The organism is Streptomyces sp. NPDC050674 (assembly GCF_040654575.1).
Lineage (GTDB): Bacteria > Actinomycetota > Actinomycetes > Streptomycetales > Streptomycetaceae > Streptomyces.
The window spans coordinates 1-17,262 of the sequence record NZ_JBFAIG010000004.1; the positions used below are offsets into that span (position 1 = coordinate 1).

13 protein-coding genes are annotated in these 17,262 nt (G+C 69.3%); 4 read left to right on the plus strand and 9 right to left on the minus strand.

The window, feature by feature from the left end:
• Positions 1-295: 295 nt before the first annotated feature.
• The 3 genes from AB0I06_RS08735 to thyX all read right to left on the minus strand — a co-directional run bounded on the left by AB0I06_RS08735 (position 296) and on the right by thyX (position 3,996).
• Positions 296-1,981 carry a ribonuclease J gene (locus AB0I06_RS08735; RefSeq protein WP_363118050.1) on the minus strand — a complete coding sequence of 562 codons (1,686 nt, stop codon included), beginning with the start codon at positions 1,979-1,981 and terminating at the stop codon, positions 296-298.
• A gap of 165 nt (positions 1,982-2,146) precedes the next feature.
• Positions 2,147-3,046, minus strand: coding sequence for a 4-hydroxy-tetrahydrodipicolinate synthase (gene dapA / locus AB0I06_RS08740; protein ID WP_363118051.1), 900 nt, complete (start codon positions 3,044-3,046; stop codon positions 2,147-2,149).
• Positions 3,047-3,255: 209 nt separating this feature from the next.
• Positions 3,256-3,996 (minus strand): FAD-dependent thymidylate synthase, encoded by a 741-nt coding sequence (gene thyX, locus AB0I06_RS08745; protein WP_363118052.1) that lies wholly within the window; start codon positions 3,994-3,996, stop codon positions 3,256-3,258.
• Between the two features lie 176 nt (positions 3,997-4,172).
• Here thyX and AB0I06_RS08750 point away from each other — a divergent pair, with 176 nt between their 5' ends.
• Together AB0I06_RS08750 and AB0I06_RS08755 are read left to right on the plus strand one after the other, a co-directional pair.
• Positions 4,173-4,412 carry a hypothetical protein gene (locus AB0I06_RS08750; RefSeq protein WP_363118053.1) on the plus strand — a complete coding sequence of 80 codons (240 nt, stop codon included), beginning with the start codon at positions 4,173-4,175 and terminating at the stop codon, positions 4,410-4,412.
• A gap of 112 nt (positions 4,413-4,524) precedes the next feature.
• Positions 4,525-5,076 (plus strand): hypothetical protein, encoded by a 552-nt coding sequence (locus AB0I06_RS08755; protein WP_363118054.1) that lies wholly within the window; start codon positions 4,525-4,527, stop codon positions 5,074-5,076.
• Between the two features lie 73 nt (positions 5,077-5,149).
• Here the strand turns inward: AB0I06_RS08755 and AB0I06_RS08760 are convergent, their stop codons facing one another.
• From AB0I06_RS08760 to rpsO, 5 genes are all read right to left on the minus strand, one after another.
• Positions 5,150-5,605, minus strand: coding sequence for a hypothetical protein (locus AB0I06_RS08760; protein ID WP_363118055.1), 456 nt, complete (start codon positions 5,603-5,605; stop codon positions 5,150-5,152).
• 13 nt (positions 5,606-5,618) lie between these two features.
• Positions 5,619-6,371, minus strand: coding sequence for a 4-hydroxy-tetrahydrodipicolinate reductase (gene dapB / locus AB0I06_RS08765; protein WP_363118056.1), 753 nt, complete (start codon positions 6,369-6,371; stop codon positions 5,619-5,621).
• Positions 6,372-6,399: 28 nt separating this feature from the next.
• Positions 6,400-7,779 (minus strand): pitrilysin family protein, encoded by a 1,380-nt coding sequence (locus AB0I06_RS08770; protein WP_363118057.1) that lies wholly within the window; start codon positions 7,777-7,779, stop codon positions 6,400-6,402.
• Positions 7,776-9,992, minus strand: a complete 2,217-nt coding sequence (locus AB0I06_RS08775; protein WP_363118058.1) for a polyribonucleotide nucleotidyltransferase — start codon at positions 9,990-9,992, stop codon at positions 7,776-7,778. The genes AB0I06_RS08770 and AB0I06_RS08775 overlap by 4 nt, the downstream gene beginning before the upstream one ends.
• A 287-nt stretch (positions 9,993-10,279) precedes the next feature.
• Positions 10,280-10,567, minus strand: coding sequence for a 30S ribosomal protein S15 (rpsO, locus tag AB0I06_RS08780; RefSeq protein ID WP_015657483.1), 288 nt, complete (start codon positions 10,565-10,567; stop codon positions 10,280-10,282).
• Between the two features lie 266 nt (positions 10,568-10,833).
• Here rpsO and AB0I06_RS08785 point away from each other — a divergent pair, with 266 nt between their 5' ends.
• Positions 10,834-11,109 carry a DUF397 domain-containing protein gene (locus tag AB0I06_RS08785; RefSeq protein WP_363118059.1) on the plus strand — a complete coding sequence of 92 codons (276 nt, stop codon included), beginning with the start codon at positions 10,834-10,836 and terminating at the stop codon, positions 11,107-11,109.
• A gap of 245 nt (positions 11,110-11,354) precedes the next feature.
• Here AB0I06_RS08785 and eccD read toward each other — a convergent pair whose 3' ends face one another.
• Positions 11,355-12,872, minus strand: a complete 1,518-nt coding sequence (eccD, locus tag AB0I06_RS08790; protein WP_363118323.1) for a type VII secretion integral membrane protein EccD — start codon at positions 12,870-12,872, stop codon at positions 11,355-11,357.
• A 325-nt stretch (positions 12,873-13,197) separates the two neighbouring features.
• On the opposite strand from eccD, the gene eccCa reads away from it, so the two are divergent.
• Positions 13,198-17,172 (plus strand): type VII secretion protein EccCa, encoded by a 3,975-nt coding sequence (gene eccCa / locus AB0I06_RS08795; RefSeq protein ID WP_363118060.1) that lies wholly within the window; start codon positions 13,198-13,200, stop codon positions 17,170-17,172.
• Positions 17,173-17,262 lie beyond the last annotated feature (90 nt).

Below are 17,262 nucleotides of genomic sequence, written 5' to 3' on the forward strand. Positions count from 1 at the left end.
CTCGGGCTTTCCTCCGGGCTTCCCTTCGGTCTTGCGTTTCCGACTCTATCAGATCTTTCCGATCCGATTTCCTCGGTGCTTTCCAGGTTCTCGCTTTCGCGTTTCCCTTTCCGGCGGTTCCGACTTTATCAGAAGTTCTGAGTCGGAATTTCCTCCCCGGCTGGGCATGGTCCCTGGAACCTGAGTGGCCCGGGTGCCCCGTCGGGAGGAGTTGTAAACCTAGTGGAGCGGGGCGCCTCGATGCAAATCGAGGCGCCCCGCTCCCAGTTGGCCTGGTCCCAGGCCCGACGGTCCGTCAGACCTCCACCACGACGGGCAGGATCATCGGCCGGCGCCGGTAGTTGTCCGAGACCCACTTCCCCAGCGTGCGGCGCACGAGCTGCTGGAGCTGGTGGGGCTCGACCACGCCGTCCTGGGCGGAGCGTTCGAGCACCTCCGTGATCCTGGGCGCGACGTCGCTGAAGGCGGAGTCCTCGATGCCCGAGCCGCGGGCCTGGATGTGCGGGCCGCCGGTGATCTTCCCGGTGGACGAGTCGATGACCACGAACACCGAGATGATGCCCTCGTCACCGAGGATCCTGCGGTCCTTGAGGGCCGGCTCACCCACGTCGCCGACCGAGAGGCCGTCGACGTAGACGTAGCCCGCCTGGACCTTGCCGGAGATCTTGGCCTTGCCCTCGACAAGGTCGACGGCGACACCGTCCTCGGCGATGACGATGCGGTCGTGCGGGACGCCGGTGAGGGCGCCCAGCTCGGCGTTGGCACGCAGATGCCGCCATTCGCCGTGCACCGGCATCAGGTTCTTGGGGCGGCAGATGTTGTAGAAGTACAGCAGCTCGCCCGCGGAGGCGTGGCCGGAGACGTGGACCTTGGCGTTGCCCTTGTGGACCACGTTGGCGCCCCAGCGGGTGAGGCCGTTGATCACGCGGTAGACCGCGTTCTCGTTGCCGGGGATGAGGGACGACGCCAGGATCACCGTGTCGCCCTGGACGATGCGGATCTGGTGGTCCCGGTTGGCCATGCGGGACAGGGCCGCCATCGGTTCGCCCTGGGAGCCCGTGCAGACCAGGACCACCTCGCTGTCGGGGAGGTCGTCGAGCGTCTTGACGTCCACGACCAGGCCCGGCGGGACCTTCAGATAGCCCAGGTCCCGGGCGATGCCCATGTTGCGGACCATGGAGCGGCCGACGAAGGCCACGCGGCGGCCGTACTCGTGCGCCGCGTCCAGGATCTGCTGGATGCGGTGCACATGGCTGGCGAAGCTCGCGACGATGATCCGCTTGCGGGCGCCGGCGAAGACCTGGCGCAGGACGTTGGAGATCTCCCGCTCCGGCGGGACGAACCCCGGCACCTCGGCGTTCGTCGAGTCGGAGAGGAGGAGGTCGATACCCTCCTCGCTCAGACGTGCGAAGGCGTGGAGGTCCGTGAGGCGGCTGTCCAGCGGGAGCTGGTCCATCTTGAAGTCGCCGGTGTGGACGACCATGCCCGCCGGGGTGCGGATGGCCACGGCCAGCGCGTCCGGGATGGAGTGGTTGACCGCGATGAACTCGCAGTCGAAGGGGCCGATGCGCTCGCGGTGCCCCTCCACCACCTCGAGGGTGTAGGGGCGGATGCGGTGCTCCTGGAGCTTGGCCTCGATGAGGGCGAGGGTCAGCTTGGAGCCGATCAGCGGGATGTCCGGCTTCTCCCGCAGGAGGAAGGGGACACCGCCGATGTGGTCCTCGTGGCCGTGCGTGAGCACGATGCCCTCGATGTCGTCGAGGCGGTCCCTGATGGACGAGAAGTCCGGCAGGATCAGGTCGATTCCGGGCTGCTCCTCCTCCGGGAAGAGCACTCCGCAGTCGACGATCAGGAGGCGGCCGCCGTATTCGAAGACCGTCATGTTCCGGCCGATCTCGCCGAGCCCGCCGAGCGGGGTGACACGCAGGCCGCCTTCGGAGAGCGGCGGGGGCGTGCGCAGTTCGGGATGCGGATGACTCAAAAGACTCTCCTCACCACACACGCCACGTACCGGTGGGGCACGTGGCGCGCGTGACGTTCGTGCATGAGCAGTTGTGTGTGGGGTGCGGGCACCGGTGGCCCGCTTATTCGGTTGTGAAGTATTCGGTTGTGAAGCAAATGCGCGGGAGCCGCGCGAAGTCCGTTGTCAGAGCTGTACCCCGCCAGCTGCAAGATCGAGCTTGAGCTGCTCGATCTCTTCGGGCGCGCATTCGACCATGGGGGCGCGCAGCGGGCCGCCGGGGAGTCCCTGCAAGGCGAGCGCCGCCTTGGTGGTCATCACGCCCTGGGTGCGGAACATACCCGTGTAGACGGCGAGCAGCTTCTGGTGAATCTCGGTGGCCTTCTGGACGTCGCCCGAGGTGTACGCCTCGACCAGAGCGCGCAGCTCGGGGGTGACGACGTGGCCGACGACCGAGACGAAGCCGACCGCACCGACCGACAGCAGGGGCAGGTTCAGCATGTCGTCGCCGGAGTACCAGGCCAGGCCGGAGCGGGCGATGGCCCAGCTGGCGCGGCCGAGGTCGCCCTTGGCGTCCTTGTTGGCGACGATCCGCGGGTGCTCGGCGAGGCGGACGAGCGTCTCGGTGTTGATCGGGACGCCGCTGCGGCCGGGGATGTCGTAGAGCATCACCGGGAGGCCGGTGGTGTCGGCGACGGCCCTGAAGTGCCGGTAGAGGCCTTCCTGCGGGGGCTTGTTGTAGTACGGGGTCACCACGAGCAGGCCGTGTGCGCCGGTGCGCTCGGCCGCGCGGGCGAGTTCGATGCTGTGGTGGGTGTCGTTGGTGCCGACTCCGGCCACCACGTGGGCCCGGTCTCCGACCGCTTCCAGGACCGCTCGTACGAGATCCGCTTTCTCCGCGTCGCTGGTGGTCGGGGACTCGCCGGTGGTGCCGTTGATGACCAGGCCGTCGTTGCCTGCGTCCACCAGGTGGGTGGCGAGTCGCTGAGCGCCGTCGAGGTCGAGTGCGCCGTCCGCCGTGAAGGGCGTGACCATGGCGGTGAGGACCCGCCCGAAGGGGGTCTGCGGAGTCGAGGTCGGAGCCATGGGTTACACGCTACTCGTTGCTCAGGACCGGGTCTGCCCGCGGGGCGGGCGGCAAGTCATGACATAGGTGGAGCCCGGCACTGCCTGCTCGGGGGTTCAAGCAGTGCCGGACCCGTTTGATCAGGCTAGATGAACTTCTCTAAATGCCGCAATACGGACACTTCGTGCGGCTGAACCGCACATCTGTACCTGACCGGGCTCGGGGCGCACTACGGCGCCACGCGTCCGTTCGCGTTGAAGGCGGCGTAGGTGAGCGGCATGAGGCGGGCCCACTCGGCCTCCATCTTCTCGCCGACCATCTCGATCTCGCGCTGCGGGAAGGACGGCACCTTGGCCAGCTCGTGCTGGGTGCGCAGGCCGAGGAAGTGCATCAGCGAGCGGGCGTTGCAGGTGGCGTACATCGAGGAGTACAGGCCGACCGGCAGGACCGAACGGGCTACCTCGCGGGCGACGCCGGCGGCCAGCATCTCCTGATAGGCCTCGTACGCCTGGCGGTACGAGTCCTCCATGACACGGCCGGTCAGTTCCTGCTGGGCCTGGGTGCCCTCGACGAAGACGTACTTGCCCGGGCGGCCCTCCTGGACCAGCTTGCGGGACTCGTCCGGGACGTAGAAGACGGGCTGGAGCTCCCGGTAACGACCGGACTCCTCGTTGTACGACCAGCCGACGCGGTGCCGCATGAACTCGCGGAAGACGAAGATCGGGGCGCTGATGAGGAACGTCATCGAGTTGTGCTCGAAGGGGCTGCCGTGCCGGTCCCGCATCAGGTAGTTGATCAGGCCCTTGGAGCGCTCGGGGTCCTTCTTCAGCTCGTCCAGGGACTGCTCGCCGAGGGTCGAGACGCGGGCGGCGAAGAGGACGTCCGCGTCGGACGCGGTGTGCTTGACCAGCTCGACGGTGACGTCGCTGCGGAAGCTGGGCTTGAGGTCGTCGGCGGGGGTGTCGGTCACGGTTGGCAGGGCCTTCCCATCTCGTCGTGTGGCGACGCCACTCTACGGCGCGGCCGATTCGGCACGATCGGTGGCGTGCCGCAATGAAGTCGGTGAAACAGGGCACCTCTGAGGGAGTTCGTTCGTCTCTACAGACGAAAGTGATCCGTTCCACCCTCGAAGGAGACGCACCCCTGATGTTCGGTCGGCGTGAACCCGTACCGTTTGCCTTCGTCGCCGAAGCCGACAGGTTCCGCAGCAATGTCACTCCCCCACCGCCCGAGCGGTCGTCCGTCGGTGAGCTGGCCGGCCGTTGGCTGCTGGGCCTCACCATCGTGGCGGGCCTCGTGGGGTCCCTGGTCATCGGGACGCCCGCGCTGACGCCCGCCAAGACGGCTGATCAGCCTCAGCAGTCGCAGGCGTCCGAGAGCCGCTGAACCGCGCCGCACGCGCGGTGACTCCATCCGGCCCCCCGCCAGTGGTGACCGGGGACACAGATCGGTAGCCTCACCGGGCACAGCCCACGCATGGATCGAGTGAGGACCCGCCGTGCCCCTGCCCTTCCTGACGGCCGACCGCGTTTTCGAGGCGGCGGACGACGTTCCGCTGCCCTACGACGACCGTGACCTCTGGCGGCGGCCGTACCGGCCCGGGCCGTACCGCGTCGCGGCGGCGGCGCTCGCGCTGCTGCTCGCCTCGTTCGTGCTGTTCGCGGCGGTCATCATCGCCGTGACGGCTCAACTGGCGTCGGCGGCGGTGGTGTTCGGCCTCGCGCTGCTCGTCATCGCCGCGGCACTGCGGTTGCTGCGCGTGGGCGTGTGGGTCAGTGCGCGCGGGGTGCGGCACGTCGGTTTCCTCACGACGCGTACGGCGTCCTGGGAGCAGGTCGCCTCCGTGCGCACGGTGCAGCAGCCGGTGCGCTGGCTGGGACTGCCCCGGACCGTGCAGGGGCAAGCGCTGCTGCTCGGACGGCAGGGCGACGCCGCCGGTCCGCTGCCGCTGATGACGACGCACAACGCGGACTTCCTGGGCCGCACCGAGGCCTTCGACCGGGCGGCGGACTCGGTCGAGGCGTGGGCCGCCGAGTACGGCCCGCGCTGACGCCCTCGACCTCGTGCCGATGGGGCCGGACCGTGTCGCACGGTCCGGCCCCATCGGCATGCGTGGGGTGGGTTCAGGCGGTCTCGGGCTGCTTGCCGTCGTGCAGGGCGATCGCGCGCTGCATCGCCTTGCGGGCCCGCGGGGTGTCGCGGGCGTCGTGGTAGGCGACGGCCAGGCGGAACCAGGTGCGCCAGTCGTCGGGGGCGTCCTCCGTCTCGGCCTTGCGCTTGGCGAAGACTTCGTCGGCCGAGTCGCGGTCGATGCGCCCGCCGGGGGTGCGCCGCAGTTCGTCGACGGGCAGCCCGCCCTCGGCGTCGAGTTCGGCGGCGAGTCGGTTGGCCTTGCGGGCGAACTGGGTGTTCTTCCACAGGAACCACAGGCCGATGACCGGCAGGATCAGCACGGCGACACCGAAGGTGACGGTGAGAGGCGTGCCGACCTCGATGAGCAGGACGCCGCGGCTGCCGACCAGGACGAAGTAGACGACCAGGACGGCGGCGGTGAGGGCGTAGGTGAGCTTCGCGCGCATGACGGTCAGGGGCTCAGTTCAGGTCCAGGAAGTGTTCCAGGCCGAACGTCACGCCGGGGGTGCTCACCACGCGGCGGGCGCCGAGCAGGATGCCCGGCATGAAGCTGCTGTGGTGGAGCGAGTCGTGCCGGACGGTGAGGGTCTCGCCCTCGGCGCCGAGCAGGACCTCCTGGTGGGCGAGCAGACCGCGCAGCCGGACGGCGTGGACCGGAACGCCGTCGACGTCGGCGCCGCGGGCACCGTCGAGGGCGGTGGTCGTGGCGTCGGGGGCCGGGGCGGTGCCGGCGGCGCGGCGGGCCTCGGCGATGAGCTGGGCGGTGCGGGTGGCGGTGCCGGAGGGGGCGTCCACCTTGTTCGGGTGGTGCAGCTCGACGACCTCGACGGACTCGAAATAGGGGGCCGCGAGCTGCGCGAACTTCATGGTGAGGACGGCCCCGATGGAGAAGTTCGGCGCGATGAGCACGCCCGTCTCCGGGGAGGCGGACAGCCAGCCGTTCAACTGCGCGAGGCGCTCCTCGGTCCAGCCGGTGGTGCCGACGACCGCGTGGATGCCGTGGCCGACACAGAAGTCGAGGTTGGCCATGACCGAGTCGGGCGTGGTCAGTTCGACCGCGACCTGGGCGCCGGAGTCGGTCAGCGTCTCCAGCGAGTCGCCCCGGCCGAGGGCGGCGACCAGTTCCATGTCGTCGGCGGCTTCGACGGCCCGCACGGCTTCCGAGCCGATCCGGCCCTTGGCGCCGAGGACCGCCACGCGCAGCTTGCTCATCTCTTGTGCTTCCTTCACCAGGGGGTGGTCAGGCGACGGCGTCGTGCAGACGGGCCGCCTGTTTGTCCTTCAGCGGGCCGATGACCGACAGGGAGGGCCGCCGTCCCAGGATCTCGCGGGCTACCTCACGGACGTCGTCCGGGGTGACCGACGTTATCCGGGCGAGCATGTCGTCGACGGACATCTGCTCGCCCCAGCACAGCTCGCTCTTGCCGATACGGTTCATCAGCGCGCCGGTGTCCTCCAGGCCGAGGACCGTGGACCCCTGGAGCTGGCCGATCGCCCGCCCGATCTCCTCGTCGGACAGGCCGTGCTCGGCGACCTGGTCGAGTTCGTCGCGGCAGATCTTGAGCACGTCGTGCACCTGTGACGGGCGGCAGCCCGCGTACACGCCGAACAGGCCGCAGTCGGCGAAGCCCGAGGTGTACGAGTACACGCTGTAGGCCAGGCCGCGCTTCTCGCGGACCTCCTGGAACAGCCGGGAGGACATGCCGCCGCCGAGGGCGGTGTTCAGCACGCCGAGGGCCCAGCGCCGCTCGTCGGTGCGGGACAGGCCCGGCATGCCGAGCACGACGTGCGCCTGCTCGGTCTTGCGGCCCACCAGCTCGACCTTGCCCGCCGTGCGCAGGGCTCGCTTGCCGCCGCGCGGAGCGACGGGGTCGGCGGTGAGGTCCTTGAAGGCACCGGCCTTGTCGAAGGCGGCGCGGACCTGCCGTACGACCTTGGCGTGGTCGATGTTGCCGGCGCAGGCGACGACCAGGTGGGTGGGGTCGTAGTGCTTCTTGTAGAAGCGGCGGATGCGGTCGGCGGTGAGGGCGTTGACCGTGTCGACCGTGCCGAGGACCGGGCGGCCGAGGGCGTTGTCGCCGAACATCGTGTGCGCGAACAGGTCGTGCACGCAGTCGCCCGGGTCGTCCTCGGTCATGGCGATCTCTTCGAGGATGGCGCCGCGCTCGACGTCGACGTCCTCCTCGCGGATGAGCGAGCCGGTCAGCATGTCGCAGACGACGTCGATGGCGAGCGGCAGGTCGTTGTCGAGCACGCGTGCGTAGTAGCACGTGTACTCCTTCGCCGTGAACGCGTTCATCTCGCCGCCGACCGCGTCCAGCGCGGAGGAGATGTCCAGGGCGGACCTGCGGCCGGTGCCCTTGAAGAGCAGGTGCTCCAGGTAGTGCGTGGCGCCGTTCAGCGCCGGGGTCTCGTCGCGGGAGCCGACGTGCGCCCAGATGCCGAAGGTCGCGGAGCGGACCGAGGGCAGGGTCTCGGTGACGATGCGCAGGCCGCCGGGGAGGGTGGTCTTGCGGACCGTGCCGATGCCGTTCTCGCCCTTGATGAGGGTTTGGGTACGGGCGACGGCCCGCGCCTCCGAAGAGGTGCGGGCCGTCGCCTGGAAACCGCGGGACGTCACTTGTCGCCGTCGTCCTTCGTCTCGTCGCCGTCCTCGCCCTCGATGACCGGGATCAGGGAGAGCTTGCCGCGGGAGTCGATCTCGGCGATCTCGACCTGGACCTTGTGGCCCACACCGAGGACGTCCTCGACGTTCTCCACGCGCTTGCCGCCGGCCAGCTTGCGGATCTGCGAGATGTGCAGCAGACCGTCCTTGCCCGGGAGCAGCGACACGAACGCGCCGAAGGTGGTCGTCTTCACGACCGTGCCCAGGTAGCGCTCGCCGACCTCCGGCATGGTCGGGTTGGCGATGCCGTTGATCGTGGTGCGGGCGGCCTCGGCGGACGGTCCGTCGACCGCGCCGATGTAGATGGTGCCGTCGTCCTCGATCGTGATGTCGGCGCCGGTGTCCTCCTGGATCTGGTTGATCATCTTGCCCTTGGGGCCGATGACCTCGCCGATCTTGTCCACGGGGATCTTGACGGTGATGATCCGCGGGGCGTTCGGGGACATCTCGTCCGGCGTGTCGATCGCTTCCATCATCACGTCGAGGATGTGGAGGCGGGCGTCACGGGCCTGCTTGAGGGCCGCGGCCAGGACGGAGGCGGGGATGCCGTCCAGCTTGGTGTCGAGCTGGAGGGCGGTGACGAACTCCTTGGTGCCGGCGACCTTGAAGTCCATGTCGCCGAAGGCGTCCTCCGCACCGAGGATGTCGGTGAGGGTGACGTAGTGCGTCTCGCCCTCGATCTCCTGGGAGATCAGGCCCATGGCGATACCGGCGACGGGGGCCTTCAGCGGCACACCGGCGTTCAGCAGCGACATGGTGGAGGCGCAGACCGAGCCCATGGACGTCGAGCCGTTGGAGCTGAGCGCCTCGGAGACCTGGCGGATCGCGTAGGGGAACTCCTCGCGCGTCGGCAGGACCGGGATCAGGGCGCGCTCGGCGAGGGCGCCGTGGCCGATCTCGCGGCGCTTCGGGGAGCCGACGCGGCCGGTCTCGCCGGTGGAGTACGGCGGGAAGTTGTAGTTGTGCATGTAGCGCTTGCGGGTCACCGGGGAGAGGGTGTCCAGCTGCTGCTCCATGCGCAGCATGTTCAGGGTGGTGACGCCCAGGATCTGGGTCTCGCCACGCTCGAACACGGCGGAGCCGTGGACCCGCGGGATGGCCTCGACCTCGGCGGCCAGGGTGCGGATGTCGGTGACACCGCGGCCGTCGATGCGCTTCTTCTCCTTGATGACGCGCTCACGGACCAGGGTCTTGGTCAGCGAACGGTACGCGGCGGAGATCTCCTTCTCGCGGCCCTCGAACTCCGGCAGGAGCTTCTCGGCGGCAAGCTGCTTGACGCGGTCCAGCTCGGCCTCGCGCTCCTGCTTGGCGGCGATGGTGAGCGCCTGGGCAAGCTCGGGCTTGACGGCCGCGGTGAGCGCCTCCAGGACGTCGTCCTGGTAGTCGAGGAAGATCGGGAACTCGCCGGTGGGCTTGGCGGCCTTGGCGGCGAGGTCGGCCTGGGCCTTGCAGAGCACCTTGATGAAGGGCTTCGCGGCTTCCAGACCGGCGGCGACGACCTCTTCGGTCGGCGCCTCGGCACCGCCCTTGACCAGCTGGATGGTCTTCTCGGTGGCCTCGGCCTCGACCATCATGATCGCGACGTCGCCGTCCTCCAGGGTGCGGCCCGCGACGACCATGTCGAAGACGGCGTCCTCGAGCTCGGAGTGCGTCGGGAAGGCCACCCACTGGTTGTTGATCAGCGCGACGCGGACGCCGCCGATCGGACCGGAGAAGGGCAGGCCGGCCAGCTGCGTGGACGCGGAGGCCGCGTTGATCGCGACGACGTCGTACAGGTGGTCGGGGTTGAGCGCCATGATCGTGGCGACGACCTGGATCTCGTTGCGCAGGCCCTTCTTGAAGGAGGGGCGCAGCGGGCGGTCGATCAGGCGGCAGGTGAGGATCGCGTCCTCGGAGGGGCGGCCCTCACGGCGGAAGAAGCTGCCGGGGATCTTGCCGGCGGCGTACATCCGCTCCTCGACGTCCACCGTGAGGGGGAAGAAGTCGAGCTGGTCCTTGGGGTTCTTGGAGGCGGTGGTGGCCGACAGCACCATGGTGTCGTCGTCCAGGTACGCCACGGCGGAGCCGGCGGCCTGCTTGGCCAGGCGGCCCGTCTCGAAGCGGATGGTGCGGGTGCCGAAGGCGCCATTGTCGATGACGGCCTCGGCGTAGTGGGTCTCGTTCTCCACTAGTGATGTCTCCTCGTCCTCGTCTCCCGGCCCGTGTGGCGGGGAGACGGTTGCGGAGAAGCGCGCCGGGCTGTGCGGGCCGGTCTTCGATCGAAGCACCCGGGCTCGCTTCCCCCGGGGGCCACTACCGAGGACCGGCGGCGGCTGGGTGCGCCTCTCCTCTTCTTGTCGTGCTGTGTCGTCCGTATTGCGTTGTGCTACCACACTACAAAGCAGTGGTGACACTCCGCACGTACAGCAAAGGGAGCGGTCCCCTTTCCTTCGGGAACCGCTCCCCTCACGGCGTCTTACTTGGCGCCCGCCGCACCGCGGCGGATGCCGAGGCGGTCGACCAGCGCGCGGAAGCGCTGGATGTCCTTCTTCGCCAGGTACTGGAGAAGGCGGCGACGCTGACCCACGAGGATCAGCAGACCACGGCGGGAGTGGTGGTCGTGCTTGTGGGTCTTGAGGTGCTCGGTCAGGTCCGAGATCCGGCGCGAGAGCATGGCGACCTGGACCTCGGGGGAGCCGGTGTCGCCCTCCTTCTGACCGAACTCGCTGATGATCTGCTTCTTCGTAGCGGCGTCGAGCGGCACGCGTACTCCTCGTAGTCTGTGATGGCCACCGAGTGCCCCCGGTCTTGGTCTCGGGGGAGCTTCCGTTACTCGGGAGGCGGGGATCCGCTGAGCGCGGCCTCCAGAGCGGCGCTCCGGGGGTGCGTACACAAACGGCCGTCCACCAGGGTACCAGGCGGTCCGGGTCCTCTTTGCCCTGGTCCCGCGAACCGCCCGGCCGGGGCGGAGGGGGCCACTAGGGTGAGCAGATTCGGATCGTTCGTACGTCGGGAAGGGGTCGCTGCGGCATGGCGGAGACGGCTGAGGAGATCAAGGCACGCAAGGAGCGGGAGCGGGACGAGCTCTACGCCCTCGACATCTCCGGTGTCGAGTGGCACAGCGCGCCGGGCACCGAGGACCACGAGGAGCGGGTCGAGATCGCCTACCTGCCCGAGGGGGCGGTGGCGATGCGGTCGTCGCTCGACCCGGGGACGGTGCTGCGCTACACGGAGGCGGAGTGGCGGGCGTTCGTGCTGGGGGCGCGGGACGGGGAGTTCGATCTCGAGCCGGGCTCCGCGCAGTAGTGGGCAAGCGCGCGTGACCCCTGTCCGGGTCACGCGCGCTCAACGAGCAGGACACCAGCAGGCGCGCCACGGGAGGGCCACACGGCGGCGGACGACGTCAACGCTGCGACTGCGACGACGGTGAGCAGGACCGTACGACGCCTCCTGCGCTGCCGGTCAGCCGCCACGGAAGACCGGTGAACACGGACAGGGCTCGCCGAAGCTCACGCTGGGCGATTCCTTCCATGGTCGGCGCAGACGGCGGTTCAGTTACCGGCCATGGACCGCGCGGACGCGTACACGTCAAACACGGCGAGGGTCAGCGGGACCAGCGTCAGCAAGATGAACGTCTCGGCGATCTCCATGAAGCGCCCCCAGAAGGGAGTGACTCCGCTGCGCGGTGCGATCAGCCCGATCGACATCAGCAGGCCGGCGGTCGCGGCGATCGCGGCCGCAAGCCACACCGAGCGGATGTCGAGGCCGGCGGTGTCACCCTGGATCGCGTCGCGCAGGAATTCCACGGGCGGGTTCAGGGCGAGCCCGAGGCCGAGGAAGACGAGGGCGGCGAGACCGGCGGCAAGTGTGGCGCCGACCTGCGCGGTGTAACGGAACAGGTGGGCGCGCATCAGCATGGCGATACCTGTGGCGAGAGAGAGGAACTGCGCCCACACGTCGTCGGAGAAGCCGAGGACGATGGACGCTCCAACCGTGACGATCGCGCAGCCGCCGACCAGACCGACCAGGAGTTCGTGTCCGCGGCGGACCTGGGTGGCGATGCGCCGGACGTCAACGGGCTCGTGCTGACCGGTGGGCTCCTCGGTGGTGTAGCCACGGCCCGGGTTGGGCGGTTCGAAGCCGATCGGCAGCCTGGCGAAGCGCATGGACAGACCCGGCAGGAAGGCAAGGGCACAGACCGCGAGCGGCGCGCAGACGGCGGCCGTCTCGATGGGCTTCAGCTGCGTGAGCACCGCGACGAATGTGGTCAGCAGGCCGATCCCGGAGGCGAACACAAACGCCACGAACGGGCTGTCTCCGCTGGGTGACACCAGCGTGAGGACCAGTGCGGCGACGAGGACGGCCGCGCACGCGAGCAAGAACTGCAGGCGTCCGATGCCCTGCCCCTCCGACAGCGGGAGCAGTCCGGAGCCGGCCACTGCGATGTTCGGCAGGGCACCCAGGCCCAGGGCGACGGCAGATCCGCGGTCGTCGTAGACCCGCGCGCGGACGCACGAAATGGTGATGAGGAGGAGGCCCGTGACGGCGGCCAAGACGCCCTGGAGGCTGTTCATGTCGTGGCGGATTTCTGAACTCCAGACCACGAACGCAAGCAACGCAGGCAGGATCCCGCCGGCGACCAGACCGGCGGCACGGGTGAGGGTGCCGCTCCACAGCGTGCGGTCCTCGGTCACAGCGGAGGCGACCGCCTCGGACACATCGTCGTGGACCGCAGGCGGCAGCGACTCTGCGAACGGACGCAGTGCCAGCAACTCGCCGTCGAGGATGCGCTGGGCGGCGAAGGAGCGGGACCCGTCGAGGACGGTGCCGTCCCGGCGCACGAGGTGGTAACCGACCGGGGCGCCCTCGGCGGGGCTCTGCCGGGAGAGCCGCAGGATCTCCGGATAGAGGTCGACGACTGACACGTCGTCGGGCAGCGCAACGTCGATACGGCTGTCAGGCGCCGCGATGGTGACTCGGCAGAATCCGAACCCGTTACCCGCCCCGGAAGGAGCTCCGGTGCCCGCTCCGCCGGTCGTGCCGGTCGCCCCGGAGGCCGTCAAACTCACCTGCTGTTCCCCCTCGTCGGTGGTACGCGTTCGCGGCGTCGAGCGCGCGATCGCCGATAACGATGCTGTCGGGTAATGCCTTGCCACCACCTGGGCCGCAGGTCACATGAGCCCGTCTTCCGGGAACAGGCGGTGAGCACTCCGCACGATGAGTGCGGAATGTCCGGTCTTCAGGCGCCCGATTCGCAACTGCTCACCCGTCTCACGGGCACCCTACCGCCCACCGATGTCACTGGTTGTCAGTAGGATCGCGCTTCGTGATCGACGCTCGCCGGACACGGGGCGGCGGACGGAACGGTCGGTCCGGCAAGGGAATTGGTGCGAAGTGAGCCACATCGTCGTCAAGCGCCCACCGAGGGCTCTGCCGCGGGAAGTGCCGACGCACGAGGTCCTCCTGCAACCGCCGCCGGAGCTGCCGCGCGGGGAGCGGGAAGGCGCCCTGATGCAACTTCTACCCATGCTCGGTATGGGCGGGTCGGTGGTGTTCTTCTTCAACCCCCAGGCTCAGCCCTTCATGAAGATCATGGGCATGGTCATGGTGGCCTCCACGATCGCGATGGGCATCGCGATGCTGATCCGCTACCGGCGCGGCAACCAGGGACAAATCGCCGACATCCGCCGGGACTACCTGCGGTACCTGTCGCAGACCCGGCGTGCGGCGCAGAAGACCGCCGAGGCTCAGCGCGACGCCCAGTACTACCTGCACCCTTCGCCGGAGCAACTGTGGGCGTTGGTCGCCGAGGGCAGCCGGGTGTGGGAGCGCCGCGTCGGGGATGAGGACTTCGGGCAGGTGCGTGTGGGGCTCGGCGCTCAGTCCCTGGCCACCCCGCTGCTCCCGCCGGAGACCGCGCCGGTGGACCAGTTGGAGCCGTTGACGGCGGGCGCCATGCAGCGATTCCTGGCCACACACAGCACGCTCGAGGATCTTCCGATGGCGGTGTCACTGCGTGCCTTCTACCACGTGTCGATCAGCGGTGAGCCGGACACCGTGCGCGGCGCGGCCCGCGCGGTGACGGGCGCCCTGGCCTCGCTGCACTCCCCTGAGGACCTCGTCATCGCCGTCGCCACCGGGCGGGATTCCGCACCCGAGTGGGAGTGGACGAAGTGGCTGCCGCACGTACAGGCCAGGGGAGAGGCGGACGGCGCCGGCAGCCTGCGTCTGATCACCACGAATCCGCTCCAGCTGGAGGACCTGCTGGGTGCCGGCCTTCAGAGCCGCCCGCGCTTCCACCCAAGCGCGCCGCCGGTGCCCGAACAGCCGCACGTGGTCGTCGTCCTGGACGGCGTCTCGCTGCCGCCGACGTCCCTGCTCGCCAGCCCTGAGGGGTTGCAGGGCGTGACGGTCCTGGAGGTCGTGCCCGGCGAGCTCACCGCCGGACGCGGCGACCTGTCCGTCGTCGTGCACCCGCGCGAGCTGCGCCTGGAGTCGGCACACGGCATGGTCTACGAGGGCACGCCCGACGTTCTGTCCTACGCGGCGGCGGAGGCGCTGGCCCGGCAGCTCGCACCGCTGCGGATGGCCTCCGGTGGTGAAGACGACGAACCGCTATTGGCCAACCTGGAGTTCACCGACCTGCTGAACCTCGGGGACGCCGCCGCCGTCGACCCGCGGCGCACCTGGCGGCCGCGTTCGCAGTCCGAGCGGCTGCGCGTGCCGATCGGTGTCGGTGAGGACGGCCGGCCCGTGATGCTCGACCTGAAGGAGGCCGCGCAGGAGGGCATGGGGCCCCACGGTCTATGCGTCGGCGCCACCGGTTCCGGCAAGTCGGAGCTGCTGCGCACCCTGGTCCTCGGTCTCGCGGTCACCCACTCCTCCGAGACGCTGAACTTCGTCCTCGCCGACTTCAAGGGCGGTGCGACGTTCGCGGGCATGTCCCGGATGCCGCATGTGGCCGCAGTCATCACCAACCTCGCCGACGACCTGACCCTCGTCGATCGCATGGGCGACTCGATACGCGGTGAGCTCAACCGCCGCCAGGAGATGCTGCGCGACGCGGGCAACTTCGCCAACATCCATGTCTACGAGAAGGCCCGCGCGGCCGGTGCCGCGCTCCAGCCGATCCCCTCGCTCGTCCTCGTCATCGACGAGTTCAGCGAACTGCTCACCGCCAAACCGGACTTCATCGAGATGTTCGTGCAGATCGGCCGTATCGGCCGGTCGCTCGGCGTGCACCTGTTGCTGGCTTCACAGCGTCTGGAGGAGGGACGCCTGCGCGGCCTGGAGACCTACCTCTCCTACCGGATCGGTCTGCGCACCTTCTCGGCGGCCGAGTCGCGGGCCGCGATCGGCGTCCCGGACGCCTATGAGCTGCCGAACGTGCCGGGTTCCGGCTTTCTGAAGCACGGCACGGACGAGATGGTCCGTTTCAAGGCTGCGTACGTCTCCGGTGTGTACCGCTCCAGCGCCCAGCAGGCAGCGTCGTACGGCGGTCCACTCCCGGTGGACCGCCGGCCCGTGCTGTTCACCGCGGCGCAAGTGCCAGTCCAGTACGCGGCGGTGCCGCAGCAACGGCAAGAGGAGGAGCCCGAGCGGACCGACGAAGCGCTCGCCGACACCGTGCTCGACGTGATCGTGCGGCGGCTGGAGGCTCAGGGCCCGGCGGCCCACCAGGTGTGGTTGCCACCCCTGGACAGCCCGCCGTCATTGGACTCGCTGCTGCCCGGCCTCGCCACCGTGCCCGGCCGCGGGTTGACGCAGCCCGGGTACGAGGGCGCGGGCCGGCTGGTGATTCCCGTCGGCATCGTCGACAAGCCGTACGAGCAGCGCCGTGACTCGCTGTGGATGGACTTCGGCGGTGCTGCCGGCCACATGCAGATTCTCGGGGGTCCGCAGTCCGGCAAGTCGACCCTGCTGCGCTCGATCGTCGCGTCGTTCGCACTGACGCACACCCCACAGGAGGTCCAGTTCTACGGCCTGGACTTCGGCGGTGGTGGTCTGGCTTCCGTGGCAGGTCTACCGCACGTCGGCGGCGTCGCCTCACGCCTTGACCCGGAGAAGGTCCGGCGCACGGTCGCCGAGGTGTACGGCATCATGACCCGCCGCGAGGAGTACTTCCGCACGTCGGGCATCTCCTCGATCGCCGAGTTCCGCACCCGGCGCGCACGGGGCGAGATCTCCACGGCCGACCAGCCATGGGGGGACGTCTTCCTGGTCATCGACGGCTGGGGCAACTTCCGACAGGACTACGACGGTCTGGAGCCGGCCGTCGTCGACATCGCGGCTCGCGGCCTCGGTTACGGCATGCACCTGATCCTCACAGCCTCGCGGTCGATGGAGGTCCGCTCCAACCTCAAGGACCATCTGATGAACCGCCTGGAGCTGCGGCTCGGCGACGCCATGGACTCCGAGTTCGACCGCAAGGTGGCGGCCAACGTGCCGACCGGTGTCCCGGGGCGCGGCCAGACTCCACAGCGAGAGCACTTCATGGCGGCGGTCCCCCGCATAGACGGTCTGTCCTCCAACACCGACCTGGCCGAGGCGACGCAGGCGCTGGCCGCCGAGGTCTCACGGCACTGGCAGCAGCCCGCTGCCCCCGAGGTGCGGCTGCTCCCCCGGGAGTTCCCGGCGCAGCAGCTCCCGCCCGGTGACCGCTTCCCGAACCGCGGCGTTGCCTTCGCACTCGACGAGGACAACCTCGAGCCGGTGTTCGTCGACTTCGAACAGGACCCATTCTTCCTCGTGTTCGGCGAGAGCGAGTCCGGCAAGTCCAACCTGCTCAAGCTGCTCATCCAGCGGATCACCGAGCGTCACACCGGCAACGAGGCGAAGTTCTTCGTGGTCGACAACCGGCGATCGCTGCTCGGCGTGACCCCGGACTCGCACCTGGCGGAGTACATCCCCATGTCCAACCAGATGCAGCACCACATGGACGCTCTGGTCAACCTGATGCAGCGCCGCACGCCGACCGCCGATGTCACCCCCGAGCAGCTCCGCAACCGCAGTTGGTGGCAGGGCCCCACCGTGTACATCGTCATCGACGACTACGACCTGGTGTCCACGTCCAGTGGCAACCCACTGGCCGGCCTCACGGAAATGCTCCCGTTCGCCCGGGACGTAGGCGTCCGCTTCATCATCGCCCGCTCAACTGCGGGCGCGGGTCGCGCGGGCTACGAGCCATTCATGCAACGCATGAAGGAGCTCGGCGCCCAAGGCGTCATCCTCGCCGGCGACTCCAGCGAGGGCGACCTGCTGGGGGGCGTACGGCCGCGCCCGATGCCCGCGGGTCGAGGTGTGTTCGTGTCGCGGAAGCGGGGGAAGCCGTTGGTTCAGGTGGGGTTGGTGGCGGATGGGCTTCTATGACGGGCACCGTCAGGCTCGGCTTCGGGGTCGCTTCGCTTCGGCGGGGCGGCCCCTGGCTCCCTCAAGGCCTCGTCGCACGCCTCGTCCCGT